The sequence below is a fragment of the Paenibacillus sp. FSL M7-1414 genome, from assembly GCF_038003195.1.
Classification (GTDB): domain Bacteria; phylum Bacillota; class Bacilli; order Paenibacillales; family Paenibacillaceae; genus Paenibacillus; species Paenibacillus amylolyticus.
The window spans coordinates 5,859,837-5,877,428 of the sequence record NZ_JBBOOS010000001.1; the positions used below are offsets into that span (position 1 = coordinate 5,859,837).

At 45.6% G+C, this 17,592-nt stretch carries 11 protein-coding genes and 1 riboswitch; of the genes, 4 read left to right on the plus strand and 7 right to left on the minus strand.

Translation table 11 applies throughout. The features are described from left to right. Positions 1–112: 112 nt before the first annotated feature. The 5 genes from MHH92_RS25770 to MHH92_RS25790 all read right to left on the minus strand — a co-directional run bounded on the left by MHH92_RS25770 (position 113) and on the right by MHH92_RS25790 (position 7,004). Positions 113–1,159 (minus strand): MBL fold metallo-hydrolase, encoded by a 1,047-nt coding sequence (locus tag MHH92_RS25770; protein WP_340907107.1) that lies wholly within the window; start codon positions 1,157–1,159, stop codon positions 113–115. A gap of 71 nt (positions 1,160–1,230) precedes the next feature. Then, a complete protein-coding gene (gene cydS / locus MHH92_RS25775) occupies positions 1,231–1,386 on the minus strand; it encodes a cytochrome bd oxidase small subunit CydS (RefSeq protein ID WP_165790098.1) in 156 nt (51 codons plus the stop codon). An 8-nt stretch (positions 1,387–1,394) separates the two neighbouring features. After that, on the minus strand, positions 1,395–2,429 hold the full coding sequence (locus MHH92_RS25780; RefSeq protein ID WP_036668011.1) for a cytochrome d ubiquinol oxidase subunit II: 1,035 nt from the start codon (positions 2,427–2,429) through the stop codon (positions 1,395–1,397). Beyond that, complete coding sequence (locus MHH92_RS25785) at positions 2,426–3,772, minus strand: cytochrome ubiquinol oxidase subunit I (protein ID WP_036606964.1); 1,347 nt, start codon at positions 3,770–3,772, stop codon at positions 2,426–2,428. The genes MHH92_RS25780 and MHH92_RS25785 overlap by 4 nt, the downstream gene beginning before the upstream one ends. Positions 3,773–4,157: 385 nt before the next feature. Further along, complete coding sequence (locus MHH92_RS25790; RefSeq protein WP_340907108.1) at positions 4,158–7,004, minus strand: PAS domain-containing sensor histidine kinase; 2,847 nt, start codon at positions 7,002–7,004, stop codon at positions 4,158–4,160. A 344-nt stretch (positions 7,005–7,348) separates the two neighbouring features. Here MHH92_RS25790 and MHH92_RS25795 point away from each other — a divergent pair, with 344 nt between their 5' ends. Beyond that, positions 7,349–8,047 carry a response regulator transcription factor gene (locus MHH92_RS25795; RefSeq protein ID WP_017692253.1) on the plus strand — a complete coding sequence of 233 codons (699 nt, stop codon included), beginning with the start codon at positions 7,349–7,351 and terminating at the stop codon, positions 8,045–8,047. A 49-nt stretch (positions 8,048–8,096) separates the two neighbouring features. Here the strand turns inward: MHH92_RS25795 and MHH92_RS25800 are convergent, their stop codons facing one another. Then, complete coding sequence (locus MHH92_RS25800; RefSeq protein ID WP_340907109.1) at positions 8,097–8,516, minus strand: hypothetical protein; 420 nt, start codon at positions 8,514–8,516, stop codon at positions 8,097–8,099. Positions 8,517–8,757: 241 nt separating this feature from the next. On the opposite strand from MHH92_RS25800, the gene MHH92_RS25805 reads away from it, so the two are divergent. The 3 genes from MHH92_RS25805 to MHH92_RS25815 all read left to right on the plus strand — a co-directional run bounded on the left by MHH92_RS25805 (position 8,758) and on the right by MHH92_RS25815 (position 12,792). Next, a complete protein-coding gene (locus MHH92_RS25805) occupies positions 8,758–9,900 on the plus strand; it encodes a virulence factor (protein WP_340907110.1) in 1,143 nt (380 codons plus the stop codon). A 147-nt stretch (positions 9,901–10,047) separates the two neighbouring features. Next, positions 10,048–10,264: riboswitch (Lysine riboswitch) on the plus strand. A 119-nt stretch (positions 10,265–10,383) separates the two neighbouring features. Next, a complete protein-coding gene (locus tag MHH92_RS25810) occupies positions 10,384–11,868 on the plus strand; it encodes an amino acid permease (RefSeq protein ID WP_340907111.1) in 1,485 nt (494 codons plus the stop codon). A 282-nt stretch (positions 11,869–12,150) separates the two neighbouring features. Next, on the plus strand, positions 12,151–12,792 hold the full coding sequence (locus tag MHH92_RS25815; RefSeq protein WP_253503286.1) for a class D sortase: 642 nt from the start codon (positions 12,151–12,153) through the stop codon (positions 12,790–12,792). A 125-nt stretch (positions 12,793–12,917) separates the two neighbouring features. Here the strand turns inward: MHH92_RS25815 and MHH92_RS25820 are convergent, their stop codons facing one another. Further along, complete coding sequence (locus MHH92_RS25820) at positions 12,918–17,429, minus strand: collagen binding domain-containing protein (protein ID WP_340907112.1); 4,512 nt, start codon at positions 17,427–17,429, stop codon at positions 12,918–12,920. Positions 17,430–17,592 lie beyond the last annotated feature (163 nt).

Consider the following 17,592-nt stretch of genomic DNA (forward strand, 5'->3'; position numbering starts at 1 on the left):
ACACAAAAAAGCGGCAAATTCGAAAATTGGCCGCTTTTTACTTATTAAAGATTTGGTAAATACACTGTTCATGCAGGCATATCCCTACATTAACATATTTGGCTCGCTTTTGTTAGCCCCGTTTACCTTCCTCGTGGTGAATGCGGAGTGTCTCGCCATGACCAAGCACTCGAATCCGCTCTTTACCAATGCCTAGCCGTTCACGTTCAACTTCCAGCCGATCCAGCGCTTCCTTGGGCGTATCATCCGCCAGCTTGAATGTGCCGTAATGCATTGGAACCATGAGCTGTGAACCGGATTCAACGAACCCCTGCAGCGCTTCTTCGGGTGTCACATGCTGAGAAGTCATGAACCATTCCGGATCGTAGGCACCGATGGGCATCAGGGTAACCCCAATGTCAAAGCGTTCTCCAATCGTTTTGAAACCCTGGAAGTAACCTGTATCACCCACAAAATACAACACAGGCGGACCGCCGGATGTTTTGGATGTTTCGTCCTTCCCTGATTCCGTGGATGATTCATCCTGATTGTTCGTTGTTGCAGCACTTTCCGCTGCTGAATTCGTTGCCGAATGATTCGATTCCAATACATAACCGCCCCAATGAGACGTATTGGTATCAAACAACGTTCGGCGCGTCCAGTGCTGTGCAGGAACAAAAGTTATTTTGACTCCGCCAAGTGTCATATGATCCCACCATTTCATCTCCTGGCATCGATGAAATCCTTTGCGAATCATCTTGCGCTTCAGACCATCGGGTACGATGAGCAACGTCTTGGCTGTAATCAGCTTACGCAAGGAAGCCAGATGCAGATGATCATAGTGGGAATGGGATATCAGAATCACATCCAACGGTGGAATATCCTGAATCGGAATGCCGGGGGCACCGAGCCTTCGTTGAAATCCCATTTTTTCGGCCCACACCGGGTCAGTCACGATGTTTAATCCATAATATTGAATGAAAAACGTGGAGTGACCAATCCAGGTAATACTTGTGTCATCCCGGTTGGCATGCAGATAATCCAGTTCAGGCGGGTGTTTGGGCACGGTGTAGGAGTAGTCCTTCACTTTGCTCCGCCGTTGCTCCCTCCATTGTTTGAATTCCTTCAGCGTTTTGTCCGTACTTACATTATCGATATTGTTATAACGGATTTTCGGCATGAAAGGGCCCTCCTCCCTTCCTCATTTCTTAACAAGAGATTACCCCAAACGGGAATGGACGTACCAACCAATCAATCCTTTGGGTTCTTATATACGGCCAGATATATAAACAGAAAGACAATAGCAGCCGCAATGATCAGTGGAGGGGCGTACATAATGGTGAATGTCTCAAAAAAGCTCAATCCGGTTATACCGGGTATCCCCGTGACTCCCTCAGTAGTGACCATGAACAGACTCATCCTTTCTTTTTACCAGAATTACCGCGCACATAATTGGCATCAAACAGGAACAGCTTCATAATCAGCACAAGCGAAGGAATGAGCACGAGTAACCCCAGACTAAACGCTGTAATGAGCGCAATCCCCATCGTGCGATTCGTAAAGCCGTCGTAAATATTGATGTAAGGATACAGAATGTACGGAAGGTGGGATCGCCCGTAACCATACCAGGCAAAGGCAAACTGAAGCATGACAGCAACAAAACACCAACCTAGATATTTACTTTTCCACACCAGCGACACGGCAATGACAAAACAAATAAACGAAGCGATGAACATCCATGAAATATTTACCATCTGCTCAAAGTGTTCGGGATTCTGTTTGTTAATCTGCAGAAAAGCCAGAAAGCTTGCAAAAATGGTAGGCAAACTCCAGAGCAGCGCGTACTCTCGAAGCACCTCATATGCTGGCTCATCCCCCGCCCGTTTTGCATAATAAGATAGAAACATCGCCGAGATGTACAGCACACTAACCAGTGCAAGCAAAACAACCGACCATGTATAGGGATTCGTCAAAAATTCACGCCAGCGAAAAAACACCTGATCGCCCACCTCTTCAATGATCCCGCCTTCGGATATTGCCAAAATGGTAGAGAACACGGCCGGAATCAGCAATCCCGTCGCCCCGTACAATGCCATATAGATCCGGCTGTTCTGCCCATGATTGCCATAGGTATTGTAGGCGTAATACACGCCCCGGATCGCAAGCAGTACAATGGCCAGGGAACCCGGAACCAGCAAAGCCGTCCCGTAATAAAAGGCGCTGTCCGGATAAAACCCGACCAGTCCGACCACAAAAAAGATCAAAAACACATTCGTCACTTCCCACACGGGAGACAGGTAGCGCTGAATGATGTTATGAATTTTGTTCTCATGCCCGGTCAAAATGCTATAAAAGCTGAAGAACCCGGCGCCAAAATCAATCGACGCAACGATCAAGTAACCGAACAAAAACGTCCACAATATTGCGATGCCTGCAATTTCGAAACTCAATGCACGATCCCTCCTTCAAGCCCCAGAGACTCTAGTTCCTTCTCTGCTTCCTTGTTGCGGAACAGCTTGCTGAGTACCCGAATGCACGAGAAACACAGGATCAGATACAGCAAGATGAACAACACTAACATCCATCCTACCGAAGTTGACGTCGTGGCCGCTTCCGCCACCTTCATATATCCGCGTAAGATCCAAGGCTGCCTGCCCACTTCAGCGAACATCCACCCCAACTCGATCGCAATCATGGCCAGAGGCCCCAGCAAGACGATGCCAAGCAACAGCCATTTGGGGTATGGCTTACGCCCTGGCAACCAGCGCCGCAATACATATAACACAGGAATCATCAGGATGATTACTCCCGTTGTGACCTTCAGGTCGAACATATAATGAATGGACAGTGGTGGCCTCAGATCCGCCGGAAATTCTTCGAGACCTTTCACTTCCGTATCGGGACGATTCCCCGCCAAAATGCTAAGTGCATAAGGAATCTCAATCGCGTATTTCACTTCATTGTTCTCATCCAAAATCCCCCCATAAACGAGCGGTGCCTCTTTCATCGTCTTGAAATGCCATTCTGCGGCAGCCAACTTCTCCGGCTGATATTTCGCCAGAAATTTACCGGAGGAATCGCCGATCATGACGGTACTAATGGCAAATACGAGCGCAGATACCGTCGTGAGTTTCAGTGCTTTTTTGTAATACACATGATCCCGTCCCCGAAGCAAACTGAAGGCGGCTATCCCCGCCAGGATACCTGCACTCAAGGTGTAGGATGAGGCGAGTACATGGGACACTTTGGTTGGCGTTGCCGGATTCAACATGGCAGCAATCGGATGAATGTCTTTCATGATGCCATTAATCAGGGTAAATCCCTGAGGCTGGTTCATGAAGGAGTTCACCGTTGTAATAAAAATCGCAGATGCAGATGAGCCGAGAGCTACCGGAATCAACAGCAGCATATGCGTATATTTCTTTTTGAAACGATCCCACGTATAGAGGTAAATTCCAAGAAAGATCGCCTCTATAAAAAAGGCAAACGTCTCCATGAACAGCGGCAGGGCGATTGCCTGCCCCGCTACCCGCATAAACATCGGCCACAGCAGACTGAGCTGTAATCCGATCGAGGTGCCTGTAACAACGCCCACGGCAACGGTGATGACAAAACCTCGTGCCCACCGGCGTGCCAGCAAGGTGTAATGCATATCATTGGTTCGGAGTCCTCGCCACTCGGCCAAGGCAATCATAAGTGGAACACCTACACCGATAGAGGCAAAAATAATGTGTACAAACAGGGTAAGGCCGGTTAGTATCCGGCTGAGCAAAACAGGGTCCAGGGATGACATGGTTACACTCCTCTTTCACATAATCGTTATGTACGACAGCAGTTACTCTGCTTGAACGTGTATCTCAATAACTCATGATTCGGATGATGCTCTTCACAACGGCATACAGCACAACCACAGCTGCAACCAGACAGACGATAATGAGTGTTTTCTCTTGTTTACGGAACATATACCTGCCGTCCTCCTTTTGCATGGGATGCAAATTATGGCTCTATAGACAGTTTGCAAAAGAAGTTGTTTTTTTATCCGGGGAAATTGAAAAACAAAAAAAGCCTTTCCCCTTATCACGCTCACGCGCTGAAGGGCAAAGGCTCTATTCGTAGGTCTCGTACATAAACTTGGTTCATAAAAAAAGTGAAATACATTTCTTCATCCAATCTTAAATTCACACCAATACGTCCTGCTTGGGCAGTCGGACCTTGAACGTACTTCCTTTGTCCGGTGCAGATATAAAAGTCAGCGTACCCTTGTGATCCTCTACAATTTTACGGGAAATGTACAACCCAATTCCTGTTCCACCAATCTGCCGATGATCCGAATTATCGACCCGATAGAATTTATTAAACAGCATGTCCTTCTCTTGCTCCGCAATACCTATTCCGTAATCACGCACATCAAGAGATAACCATTCCTCTTCTTCCCATAACGTAATATCAATACGATCGGCTCCCGGAGAATACTTAACTGCATTGCCCACCAGATTATGCAGAACCTGAACCATCCTGTTCTGGTCCGCATAAGCAAAGAAGTCTCCATTAAACGTATGCACGTAGATACGTTGGGCAGACTTCATATTCCACTGTTCGGCAACCCCTTCTACCAACTCCACCAGCGGTACATACGTCATGTGATAAGTCATACCTTCGTTGTCGAGGCGCTGAATATCGAGTACATCATCGAGCAAACTGCTCAGCCGCTTGCCCTCCGAAGAGATGGTCTGCATGAATTCCCGCTGTTGAGCTGCCGGAAGGTCATACATCATCATAAGTTCCACATATCCCATAATGGTGGCTACAGGCGTTCGAAGCTCATGAGATACCACACTGATCAGCTCATTTTTCATCCGATCCAGCCGTTCTTCTCCTGTTCGGTCACGGAACACCAGCAGAAACCCATGGTTTTTACCGGGGACATCCATCTGCTTCATGTACAAGGAAAATACACTTTTATCCACATTATTGAATATAAATTCGGTCTCGATAAACGCCGTTTCTCCATTCAGGAATGCTCTCGTCTGTTCCATCAGATTGAAGTTGTCCGTTAATACCATCGTATCAATCGCCTGCGCCAAATCCTCAATGGATCTGCCCATAAAATCACCCAAACCAAACATCTCTTCTATCCTTCGATTGACGATGGTTATGGTACCTGATCGATCAGACATCACGAGCCCTTCTCGTACGGATTCAATAAATTGCTCACTGATATCTCGCTGTTCCTGGATGGCAATCTTCTCATTGAACAACTCCGAGTTCAGCTTCTCCAGCGCAAGGGCATGACGTACACGATCTTCTTCTGCTCTGGTCCGCTCCGTAATATCCTTAATAAACAGGTTATATAATGTCTCATTTTTGCCCAACTGGATCTCAACAATTTTGTACTCAATCGGAAATACGGAACCATCCCGTCGGATACCTGAAATTTCTTCAACGATGGTGTATCTTTTACCTTCAACATATTCAAATCGCTCAAGCAAATTCTTGATCTCCTTGCAGCTGGCCCCTTGAAAAAGAGATGGCGCTTCCTTGTGCAGGATCACTTCTTCCCGACGCAATCCAAACATTCTTTCAGCCTCCGGATTAAACTCAACGATCAGCCCATTGGAGTCCACAGCGATAATCGCATCAATAGAGGATTCAATAATGGCACGTTTGACCTCTTCACTATTCTTGAGTTCCTTGGTACGCTCAATAACCCTGTCCTCCAGCGTTAACTTGTCGTGACGAATCTGTTCGAATTGTTCCAGCAGCACATCGGCCATTTTGCGCAAATTACCAATCAGGATCTGTACTTCGGTTACATGGCTGGTTGGCCACTCCATCTTCCCATTTCGAAACAGCAGTCTCGGAAGAGAGCCTGTCATTCGGGTCAGTCTTAACAGCGGGCTAACAACCTTACTGCTGAGAGGAGCCGCTACGATCATGGAAGCCACGATGATGATGAACAGGGATTGCAGCGTGGTCAGATAAATGGATTCGATGCGGGGGTAATACTCGGACGAGTCGGTCACAATGAATACCCGATAAGGTGTTAACCTTGTCATTTCTGCTTCATAGATAAAAGAGGCTTGCTTCCAGTGATTCAATACATCGCTGTAATGGATATTTGCCGAACTTAACAGAAAGAGGTTATCCCTTGATTTCAGAAGACGGAATCTGTCCATGTCCAGGTAATCTCCTGCCTGAAGTGTATTCAATCCAGAAGCAACGACTGTATCATTCCGATCCAGCAGAATCACATTCACACCCAGTAGATGATGATAACGCGCCATATTCTGATCCATATTCTCGGAGGTAACATACTCTTCATCAATATCCTGAACAACCGCAGTTGCTGCATATTTCATATCACGTAATATGGCATCATTCATTTGACCCAATTGTCTGCGGCTATCTGCGGATAACAGTACAAGAGAAACAAATACCACAAAGGCGACTACGTATTTAAACGCAATTCTTGTTAATGGAATGGTTCCCATGCGTTTTGACTTGTGTTCACCCGTAGTAATCCAAAAATCAACTACAATTCCCGCAATCAGCGCATTCACCATACCAATCACAGCAATATACATATACTCATACTTCAAATCGTCTATATTTAAACCCAACATAAAATGCCCGGCATAGATAACAGGAAGTAACATGACTACCCAAAAGACAGCATTAGCCTTGATTAAGCTGCCATTCTTCCAGCGGATCTGCCAAACGAGCATCCAGATTAATTCCATAAAGTGGGCAAGCATGACAGTTAAATTGTGCGGCACAAAGCCGACAAAGACAGTATTCAGCAGATGGATGGCTGTAAGGGTGACAAATCCATAGATGGCCCCATGCAAACGAAGAGCAACGAGTGCTGCCGCGCTCCCAATCATAAACTGTACACCATAGAATAAAGTAAACGGAAAAATAGTGCTTAGTGAGCCCAGAATGATCAGAATGCTGGTCCCAATCCAGGGTATCCTCAGCTTCAACACGACCCAATCCAGCATATGTCTTGCCTTTATACGATCCATAAGCAATTGCCCTCATGGATCATTTTTTCTTCTGTTTTCAACAACAACGTTGGTTCCCCCTATAAACTTAAGCGGATACAATATTACTTTTTTCCCCTTAACTCGTTCTGATCCATTATACTGTAATTAATACTTGGTGTAGCTTTGGGAAATTCTGATTGATCGGCAACCAAACTGCATTCATGCTAGAATATTGAAGTTCATTTAAAAAGCTTATTTTTTCTCTACATATACATCCTATATTTTGGGATAGAAACATTAAAAAATTTGCGGCATTTATTCGCAATTCACCTTGTTTTTTTAGCATTTTCTTAACATATTATTTTCACCAGGAGTGTGACCCTATGACTATCAAAGTACTTCTTATAGAAGATGAGAAAAATCTAGCCGACATGATTGCTTTCTTTCTTGAGGAGGAAGGATACATCACTGAACGGGTTCATCATGCCCGCGAGGCACTTCAACTGTTTCCACAATTCCAGCCGGATATTGTTGTAACGGATCTCATGCTTCCTGAAATGGATGGAAATGATCTCGTAGAAGCCTTTCGCCAGCACTCCACTGTGCCCATTCTGATGATCTCGGCAAGCACCATGCTGAATGATCGACTTCGTGCATTGCATAATGGTGCGGATGACTTTCTGTGCAAACCATTTAGTTTGAAAGAGTTGGATGCCCGGATTAAAGCACTGCTGCGAAGATCAATCATTTCCTATCAGGATAAACCAGTAAAAGAAGACAAGCAGGCAGAGGTTACTGGACATGTGAATGTGAATGAGTACAGAAGAACCCTGTTTGTGGATGGCGTTGAAATCGAGGTCACTCATATTGAGTTTGAGATTATGAAGGAATTGTACCGCAATCCGGGTAAAGTGTTCACCCGCAATGAACTGATGGATCGGATCAAAGGCTCCGAACGCGCCTATCTGGATCGTACCATTGATGTTCATATCTCAAGTCTGCGTAAAAAAATTGAGCCTGACCCCAAGAACCCACGTTATATTAAAACGGTTTGGGGAACAGGCTATAAATATGTGATCTAATACGATCGTAACGATTAAAAAGTTAAACATCTTTGGCCATATCTCTCTTTTATCTCATGGATAAGATGGGTGGTATGGCTATTTTTGAGTTATGGATAGACGAAGAATGAAACCAATTTTCCATATCCTTGATTAGTTGATTCGGGTCTTGCTCGTTCCAGAGAATCATCTTCATCTCACCCGTACCTGTAATTTCTTGCAGGTGACGCTTACGAATAAGGGATTTGAAATCCGTAATGACTAGTAACGGAAGTTGTGGCATAAAAGCCCGAATGGCATTTGCTGCTGACACCGCTTCTTCGGCAACCTGATAATCAACAATACAATAACGGGCATTTTCCCAACTTCCCCGATGTGTTTCTATCGCAGAACCAGATGTTGAGTCCTCAATCCAGTTCCTGAACAATTGAATAATATTCTCATATGCAATACGACGTTTTCCATCCGAGAGCACGGTAATGGGTTCCATAGGTATACCTCCAGTTGATTCTTATCTTTATTGTGCCAATTTTCGTTTAAAAATGTTTGTGCGTGAACATGAAAGAAGTGTTAACAAATTTCGTACTTCTTCACATTAAGTGTTAGGCACGTCCACTTCACTTCTGGATGATTTCGCAGATTCCACACATTGATGTAAAATAGAGAAATACCCGTGTGATTTAATTTACGGGAAGTTAAAGATGAATCTGGTACTATAGGAGGTTACATTGATGAATATTGTTTCCATTGAACCAACACCGAGTCCAAATACGATGATGTTACATCTCGATGAACGTCTGGAGGACGGAATTCGCAAAACATATACACTGGACAACGAACGATCTGCTCCGGCGTTCATTCGCCAGATGCTTCATATTCCCGGTGTAAAGAGTGTGTTCCACACAACAGACTTTGTCGCACTTGATCGTAAAGGGAATGCCGACTGGTCCGTTATCTTGGGCGAAGTCCAAAATCGCCTTGGACAGCACGGCATCGATCTGGACTGGATTGAATCCGAGGATGGTTCAGGCGAGCACTTCGGAGAAGCACAGGTATTTGTACAATTCTTCCGAGGCGTACCGATGCAAATTAGGGTCAAGGCCGGGGTTAAGGAAGAACGAATTTCGTTGTCAGACCGCTTTGTCAAAGCCGTAACAGAAGTCGCCAGTGCAACGATGATCAAAGAACGTAAACTGAGTGATTACGGTGTTCGATATGGTGAATTGCCTGATATTGCACGTGAAGTCGAGCAGGAATTGGAAGCCGCTTACCCGCCGGAACGGCTGGAGCAAGTCATTAAACAGGCCATTGAACATGGCACCAAATCCGAAGAGTTCGTCGAGCGCCGCCGTGAATTGGATGGAGCCGAACTTGAAGAGGCTCTGCGAAACGAAGACTGGAATGTTCGCTATGCGGCATTTGACAGCATGGAGCCTACGGCAGAAAGACTGCCTCTCGTAGCCCATGCCTTGCATGACAACAAAATGCAGATACGTCGCTTGGCTGTCGTATACCTGGGTGACATTCGTACACCGGAAGCGATGGAACTGCTGTATGAAGCACTTCAGGACAGTTCTCCTGCGGTACGCCGGACTGCCGGGGATACCTTGTCGGATATCGGTGATCCTGCCGCCACTCCAGCCATGACAGCTACATTATCCGATAAAAGTAAACTTGTACGCTGGCGTGCAGCACGTTTTCTCTATGAGGTCGGAACTGAAGAAGCAGAGCAAGCGTTGCGCGTTGCAGCCGATGATTCTGAATTTGAAGTCAGCCTGCAGGCCAAGATGGCTCTGGAGCGGATCGAATCGGGCGAACAGGCTGCTGGAACGGTATGGCAGCAGATGGCTGGCCGTAACAAAAAAGAGGAATAGTCGTCTCTCAGACCTCACATCCAACAATTGTTATTGCACTGGAAAACCATGCGCGTTATACTGATTGTCTGTTTACTAAACAGGACACACGGTGTTAAGTCGTGTTGTTCATAATTTCATAGACAATAGATACACCTCATCCATTGATGGTGAGGTAGAGGTCGCGGGTGCGATCAGTACGCTGATGGAGGCGCTAAGGAGCCGCTTATGAGATCAGCCGAAAGGTGTACCCGCCGAAGCTCGCTGGACGTTCCTTATACGGTCCAAGTGAGCTGGGGCTGCTGTCGAAAGGCGCAGAACTGTCACGGAAGTACATTTCCTTTATATAAAGGTATGAATTCTTCTGTGTTGAGCTATCTTAATCATCTGGGACATGGTGCGGACATTGAAATATTAAAGACCGCAGGCTGATGCCTGTGGTCTTTTTGTTTTTATGAATTCAAGTATCGCAAACATCAGTATATCGAATGAAGGAGTGTTTCCATGCAAGACCGCAATAACCCAACAACAACAACTGGACCTTCCCTGAAAAAAGGATTACGCGCACGCCATATGACGATGATCGCCCTCGGTGGCTCAATTGGTACCGGGCTGTTTCTCGCAAGTGGTACCGCCATCTCAACCGCAGGCCCTGGTGGAGCATTAATTGCCTATGTGGCCGTTGGCATCATGGTTTATTTCCTAATGACCAGCCTTGGTGAGCTTGCTACCTTTATGCCGGACTCCGGTTCATTTAATACGTATGCCGCACGTTTTGTCGATCCTGCTCTCGGGTTCGCCATGGGCTGGAACTTTTGGTACAACTGGGCGGTAACCATTGCAGCAGAGCTTGCTGCCGCTACTGTACTCATTAAATACTGGTTCCCCGACAGTTCATCCATGTTATGGAGCTTATTGTTCCTCGTGCTGATCTTTTCCTTGAACGTGTTGTCTGTTAAAGGCTATGGAGAGTCCGAGTACTGGTTCGCCATTATCAAAGTCGCTACTGTTATCATCTTCCTGGCCGTTGGTGTGCTCATGATCTTTGGTATTATGGGCGGAGAAGCGGTTGGTTTCAGTAACTTCACCATCGGTGATGCGCCCATCCATGGCGGATTCTTCGCTGTGCTTGGTGTGTTCATGGCTGCTGGATTCTCATTTCAAGGTACCGAGCTTATCGGAGTAGCTGCCGGTGAAAGTGAAAACCCGCGCGAAAATGTACCTCGTGCAATTCGTCAGGTATTTTGGCGCATTCTGATTTTTTACATTTTGGCGATTACCGTGATCAGTTTGATCATCCCGTATACTCATCCGAATCTGCTCAAAGGTGACCTGGAAAATATCGGTGTCAGCCCGTTCACACTGGTGTTTGAGAAAGCTGGCCTCGCCATTGCGGCTTCCGTGATGAATGCCGTTATTTTAACCTCTGTACTCTCTGCCGGTAACTCAGGCATGTACGCTTCGAGCCGTGTTCTCTATGCCCTTGCCCGTGACGGTAAAGCCCCTCGTTTCCTCGGCAAGCTGAATAAAAAAGGCATTCCAATGAATGCACTTTTACTTACAACAGCCGTTGGTATGTTGGCGTTCCTTGCCTCCCTGTTCGGTGATGGGATTGTGTACACCTGGTTGTTGAATGCATCCGGTATGTGTGGTTTTATCACTTGGCTGGGTATCGCTATCAGTCATTATCGCTTCCGTCGTGCATACGTTGCACAAGGCAGGGATCTGAGCGATCTGCCATACCGTGCACGCTGGTTCCCGTTTGGTCCGATCTTTGCCTTTGTCCTGTGTATCATCGTGATCATCGGACAGAACTATCAGGCATTCACAGGTGATCAGATCGACTGGAGTGGAGCCATCGTTGCCTACTTGAGCGTCCCCCTGTTCCTGGTATTGTGGCTCGGTTACAAATGGATCAAAAAGACCAAAGTGGTGCCGTTGCAGGAATGTGACTTCACACCTACGGATTCACCAGCTGATAAGCACTAACGAAGAATCAGGTTGTTTCTGTCCTCTACGTTCTCATGTAAATGGATAGTTTAACTTATACAGCTAATACGATTTAACTTCATATTAAAAAAACCAAACCTCCCCGTGGCGTTGCAGTCTTCCTACTGTAGCGAAACGGGGAGGTTTTGTTTTGTTTTGGATCGGCCTCCCCCTTCGAACATTTCTGTACGTCCTTTCGTCCCTGTCCATATTTTGTATAGGTCGGTAAGTAGAATAGAGAAAGGTATACTATTTTTCTTGGACAACGGGAGTTGATGTATAATGAAAAAATTCTCTATTCTGCTCGTTCTACTGGGCATCCTGATCATCAGCTTTCCTTTCCTGCGGGAAAAGTATTATGACTGGCAGCAAACCCGTGTCATGAACGATCTGGAGCAATTACAAAACGGTTTGTCTAAGCTTAATCACTCCTTCGAACAAGGCATACAGGATGCAGCTTCCGCCGAGCCGACTACTGACAATACAGCTACAGTGCAAGAGCTCTCTTCGGATACGTTAGGGGTGCTATCGATTGACAAAATTGATGTCCGCTTACCGATTCTGGAGGGTGCAACGGAAGCCAATATGAAGGTAGCTGCAACCCACCTTGTCGAAACCACCCGTATCGGGAACAAAGGTAATGCTGCCATAGCCGCCCATCGCGCCCACAAAAAAGGACGGCTATTCAATCGTCTGGGAGAACTACAGATTGGTGATTCTATGGAAGTCACCCTGGCAGATCGAACGATTATCCAATACAAGGTAGATCAGATATCCGTTGTGGAGCCAACTGACTTATCTGTGCTGGAGGATCCCGGGCTTGGACAGGTCCTTACCTTGATTACCTGTGATCCACTCGTCAATCCAACACATCGCCTAATTGTAAGAGCTATTGCAGTGAAACCAAATGTTACGGGGACCTGATTCTCCCTAAATATCACCAAAAAATACCCTCTAGCATATTCACACGTCGACGCTAAGTCTTCGTAGTGATTGCTAAAGGGTATTTCTATCTTACACGATGAATTTTAGATACTGCGTGTTTCGATCTAGCGATGAAGCTGTTGTCTGCGGCGGAAGTACATGAATCCCGCGCTACCTAGCGCCATCAGCATCATGCCCACAGCAGTGTAAGCCATTGTGCTCTCTTCACCTGTTTGTGGCAGCATTCCCTGAGATCCAGAATTTCCGTTTGGCTGTGATGCAGAATTTCCATTGCCCTGTGATCCATCTGTATCCGTTCCAGCAGGAGGTGCAAGTGCACCATCCCCATCAGGTGCATCTGTATCCCCAACTGGAGGTGCAGTATCGTCACCGTTGGAATCGCCTGGTGTCGGTGTCACTACCCCGGAATCTTCATCTGTCGGACTTTCGCTTCCTCCCCCAGACTCTGTAGGTTCAGTTACAACCGTTCCTGGAACCGAAGGATTTGGTTTTCCTGGTTCCGGAGTTACTGGTTTCTCTGGATCTGGTGTTACACCCGTAGTAGATGTTCCCGGATTATAAGGTCCACTAGACCCACCACCCGATACCGGGATAGCTTGATTCGTTTTTTCCACAACTACAGCTTCGGTTTGTATGTTCGTAATTTCAAATGGTACGGGTGTTGTTTCCAACATGTATCCGTTAGGCGCTTTTATTTCAACCAACTGATATTTATTGATATCCAAGCCTTCAAGTACAATTTCACCTTGTTGATTGGTTGTCAATGTAGCTTCATCTAGACCTGTTACCTTGTGGAACTCCCAATTCCCATTTGCATCCATCAATGCAGTTTGAGCCCGTAATTCAAATACAGCTCCTTGAAGGTGCTGAGTTCGCCCCGCATTGGTTTTAATCAATTTCACAGAACGATCATTTTTTTTATTTTCAATGGTTATTTGAGTTTCCGGTTTGATAATAGATACAAGGGTCTCCGGCTGTTCAATAACAAAGCCTTCTGCCTTGGTCTCTACCAATGTATATGAACCATAATCCAAACCATCGAATTCAATGACCCCATTTAGGTCGGTTACTTTTGTATCGATAACAACGTTGGAACGATCACGCAATTCGAATTCAATTCCGCTTAATACGGACTTATCCTTGGCATTTACTTTGGTAACGACAAGTTTACCACCAGTACCCATTACATTAGACTTCGTCAATGTAATACTCTCCGTCTGATTCTCTACAATCGTAAACGGAATTGGTGTAGCATCCAATTGATAAAACTCAGGTGCCACGACTTCTACCAGCTCATAATCCCCTGGCGACAGTCCACCTTTGGCGATCTTCCCATCTTCCCCTGTCGTTAACTCATCGATTTTCTCTCGCGTTGCTCCGTCCTTGGAGTACAATTCGAAAGTTGCACCCTTAAGTGTCTTGGAGGAGTCCACCGCATCTACCTTGGTTAATTCGAAGCCTTGACGAATCTTTTTATTTTCAATTTCAAAAGCGATATCCGCATCCTTGAATTCAATCGTTTTACCTGATGCAGAGCCATATTCAGGATCAACCAAGTATCCTGCCGGTGCAGATAATTCTTTTAACTTATAAGGTACACCGTTGGTTAGATTGTTTAATCGATAGTTTCTGGAGCTTTCAACCACACCATTCTCGTCCGTTGGTTTCAATGTTTCCAGAAGCGTAGTTCCAGACGCATTATAGATTGCAAATATTGCACCCTCCAGCGGAACTCCTGTATCACTGACTTTGTGAATTCTGATTTTGCCCAGACCTGTAGAGGCTCCTCCACCTGCTCCAGCCAAGGAAACTTTGATTCCCGACTGATTACCTTCTCCGATTACCGAGGAAGATTGGCCTGCAAATTCAACCTTATTCTCAATTCGGGCGCCATGATCGGCATTAATATAAGACTGATATTCCAAAATGAATGCGGTATGGATATCTTTCTTGAAGGTGAAGGTAAATGTATTGCCCTCCACGTCCAATTCATAATCAGTCGGATCAACAAGTCCAGCTTTGGTGGATACATTGCCTGAATTGTTGGCAGGTAAATTGGTTGCATATATTTTCAATGAATCAGCCAATAAAATCTGGTTCTCTGACAAGGTATCTGTTAATTGGTTACCCGCAGGAATGAAAGATTGACTTGGATTGATATTTACCGTCCATGATGCTTTATCCGTTGTACCTTCTTGCTTCCCTGTTTTGCGCACGTATACACCACCGTTGGCAGGTGTAACACTGGCTGATCTATTAAATCGTATTGCACCACCCTCACCATCCGTCAGAACAGCCTGGTTGGCATATGCGCCTGCAACAGAATATGGTCCATCCAGACTTGTTTGGTACTGAATGCGATAAGCCATTTTGCCCATGTTACCCAGATCCAACGCAAAACCTTTACCGTCCGGGTTCAACTGGAATTGACCAGGTGTGAGCAGAACCTCGCTACCCACAGCAGTAACATTATTGGCTCCCTGCAACTCTAACTCATGAACTTTCAATGAGCCGTCTACGAAAGATTGGTCTCCAGTGTAAGCATCCTTAAGGATTGCATCCTGAATATCAAACAAATTGTAGTTTACATCGATTGTCCAGGTGATCTTTTTATCTTTGGCGCTATATTCACCCTTTTTGTTACCATTTTGAATCGTGTAGTCTTGCGGTTTGACCGCAGCAGATTTGGTAATCGCAGTCTGTTTTACATCAGACTCTTCCCAATCGATCTTGGCTGAGTTGCGATATTCATCATTCGTTGGCATACCCGCTGTGGGATCGAAGCTTGTCTTATAAGTAATAACATGCTCCGTACTGAGCGTTACACCGTCCTTCAAGCGAAGTGAGAATCCTTTTTCATACGTTGGATCAGCCGGGTCTGGAGTCAGTTCAAAGTCCTCTTTGTTAACACCACTCACTTGAAGACTACCCGGAATCAGTTTCATATGTCTGCCTTCGTAATTGTCGGTGATGACGATATCCGTCATGTCCTGCAAATCACGATTCAAAACAATCTGCCATTCGATTTCTTTTGTGTTGAAGTTTTCACTTTTTACACTCTTTGCAAAAATGACTTCCTGAATGTCTCTTCGGCCTGTTTTGGAAGTACCATCATACATGTTCACTGTGTTCGTAATGGTGTCGTTTGTATACACACGATGAATGGATTGTGTATCATATTCGATCTCATAGGCCTTTGTAATATCGTTCTTAAAATGTAATCTGAAGCCATCATTGAACCCTGTACCCATCGCTTCGAGTGTGTATTCATTTGGATTGATCAGTGTTCTGTTCGAAGCCGCTCCACTTGCATTAATGTCCACTTGATACACTTTGACGGAATTGTTGATCAGTTGCTGTTTTGCCGTATCGAAGCGGTCTTCAATCCAGGCATTCGTTTGCATGATTTCTTGCTGATTGTAGTTATATTGCACTTTCCATGTGACCGTCTGTGTCACCGGATCATACGCACTATCTTGCCCTGACTTGTTCAAAGGCTCATTAAAACTCACACGAACTCGGCCAATATCTGTTTCGTTGTGCTCACTCTGATCCGTTGTAAGCGCAACCTGGTTTTGATACTCCACGTTGGTGAACGGAGCAGTGGTTGGTGCTTTAACACTTGTTGTATAGGTTACACGATAGGCCTTATCTGTATCTCCCAATTGAATTGGAAACTGCGATTCTGTTTGAACCACTGGGCCTTCTTTAACAGATCCATTCAATTGCACTTCCAATTCGCGAATTTCGATATCGCCCTTGAGCTCTAGCCCTGTTGGGAACGTGTCTGCAAGAACAGCATTTTTAATAGCCTTCTCGCCTTGGTTAAAATCTACAGTCCATTTAATTTCATCCGAGTTGAAGTTCTCTTTGTTTGCGCTTCCCGATTTCTTCAACTTATCTACGGCTGTGTTGGCAAAATGTACATCAATGATGCCCTGCCCCACGGAACTAAAGTCTATCTGTTGTTTCAAGCCATCTTCCATCTTGCTCTCATCGAACTTAATCCACACGTAGAAGTTACCTTCCAGCTTCGCATGCTCGATCAGTTCATTAAAGGTAAAGATGATTGTGCCATCTGGATTCACCACATACTCCCCAACACCGCCATCCAGATTACCCTTAAGCTGCGATCCGATGATGAATTTATCGGGCAAGTTAAAGGTGAACGTAGAGCCATCGCTGTAGTTGTGGTTGTCATCTGCAAGTCCCCATGTAAAGACTACAGCCACCTCATCCTGAATGCGTGGTCGAATATCCTCGATTTTATCTCCTTTGACTTCAATCGTGCCATTCCCATTGTCTTCTGGTGCCTGATTGTACATCTGCACACTGGTAATTAATTGATCTGTAATTACCGGGCCTGCAGCTGCGATTGCTAAACTGCTCTGGTTGAGGTTTCCCTCCCCCTCTTCTTCCGGAGTGGCAGCAACGTCAACGTTGTCCACCTCTTCCGAACCTGCCAAACCTTCTTCTGACGCTGTATCGCTGATTGCACTGGCTGGCAAATTAGTTAATTCATCCTGAGCATGCATTGTTGGTGTAAATATCCAACCCTGCATCATTTGCGTGACCAGTAACAGAGCAATGATCACTATGCTCACTTTTTTCCTCATTGTTTGCATATCCTCCTCGTACGTAGTGTTGGCATACGCCGAAGATTAGAATAGCAAAGCGACATATACAAAAAATAGACAACACTAAAATCCTCGTTTTTGAACACAAAATTGAACACAAAAAAGGATACTCCTCAAGCGGAGCATCCTGTTCAAACGGTTG

What these genes read in the sequence shown, in the direction of transcription:
- cydS (WP_165790098.1), bottom strand. Translation starts at nt 1,386, where the DNA reads ATGGTCACTACTGAGGGAGTCACGGGGATACCCGGTATAACCGGATTG.
- MHH92_RS25790 (WP_340907108.1), bottom strand. Translation starts at nt 7,004, where the DNA reads ATGGATCGTATAAAGGCAAGACATATGCTGGATTGGGTCGTGTTGAAG.
- MHH92_RS25800 (WP_340907109.1), bottom strand. Translation starts at nt 8,516, where the DNA reads ATGGAACCCATTACCGTGCTCTCGGATGGAAAACGTCGTATTGCATAT.
- MHH92_RS25795 (WP_017692253.1), top strand. Translation starts at nt 7,349, where the DNA reads ATGACTATCAAAGTACTTCTTATAGAAGATGAGAAAAATCTAGCCGAC.
- MHH92_RS25810 (WP_340907111.1), top strand. Translation starts at nt 10,384, where the DNA reads ATGCAAGACCGCAATAACCCAACAACAACAACTGGACCTTCCCTGAAA.
- MHH92_RS25820 (WP_340907112.1), bottom strand. Translation starts at nt 17,429, where the DNA reads ATGAGGAAAAAAGTGAGCATAGTGATCATTGCTCTGTTACTGGTCACG.
- MHH92_RS25805 (WP_340907110.1), top strand. Translation starts at nt 8,758, where the DNA reads ATGAATATTGTTTCCATTGAACCAACACCGAGTCCAAATACGATGATG.
- MHH92_RS25770 (WP_340907107.1), bottom strand. Translation starts at nt 1,159, where the DNA reads ATGCCGAAAATCCGTTATAACAATATCGATAATGTAAGTACGGACAAA.
- MHH92_RS25815 (WP_253503286.1), top strand. Translation starts at nt 12,151, where the DNA reads ATGAAAAAATTCTCTATTCTGCTCGTTCTACTGGGCATCCTGATCATC.
- MHH92_RS25785 (WP_036606964.1), bottom strand. Translation starts at nt 3,772, where the DNA reads ATGTCATCCCTGGACCCTGTTTTGCTCAGCCGGATACTAACCGGCCTT.